This is a genomic window from Vibrio sp. 2134-1 (assembly GCF_033339495.1).
Genome location: NZ_JAWOUS010000923.1, coordinates 1 through 526, shown reverse-complemented (window position 1 = coordinate 526; position 526 = coordinate 1). Strand labels below are relative to the sequence as shown.

The following is a 526-nucleotide window of genomic DNA, read 5'->3' as shown; positions in this document are numbered from 1 at the left end:
AGTGAGCCAGACAGTATGGCTTAGTCAACCCAGTGGCGTGACATCTCACTACTGGACAGAGCAAATGCTGTCAGAGGTGCCAATGCCTACGGTTTGTCCATTTGGTACAGAAGAAACCGACATGAATCAAATGGCGAACACGGTGTTAGCTACCATAGCGGTTGTCTTGTTTGCTGAAATGCATGACAGAGAACAAGCTTTTGAACGTGCATTTTCGTACTGGGCGTCGTATTGCGCAGCGAACTGATTGCATGAGTGCCTGACGATACAAAGTTGTTGGATCGGAATCCTTTATCTATTGTTTGTGTATGCTCGTCAGTGATGAATTTATCACCACAAGTCTCTCTTTGCTGGTTAGCATAAACATCACCATTGCGGTGATGGGTTTACTTTTCGATAAGAAATGAGGACATGGATAATGCTAAAGCACACGACGTCAAGTGAAAAGGCGGCTCACCCCATCCCGCAAGAAGCCTTCGATTGGTACGACGAATACGCGCACGGAAAGATCTCGCGCCGAGAATTT

At 46.6% G+C, this 526-nt stretch carries 2 pseudogenes; both read left to right on the top strand.

From position 1 onward, the window contains the following. Positions 1-247 (top strand): annotated as a pseudogene (locus R7R78_RS29285) (glycosyl transferase); the annotation flags it as partial. A 168-nt stretch (positions 248-415) separates the two neighbouring features. Continuing rightward, positions 416-526: pseudogene (locus R7R78_RS29280) on the top strand (dienelactone hydrolase family protein); the annotation flags it as partial.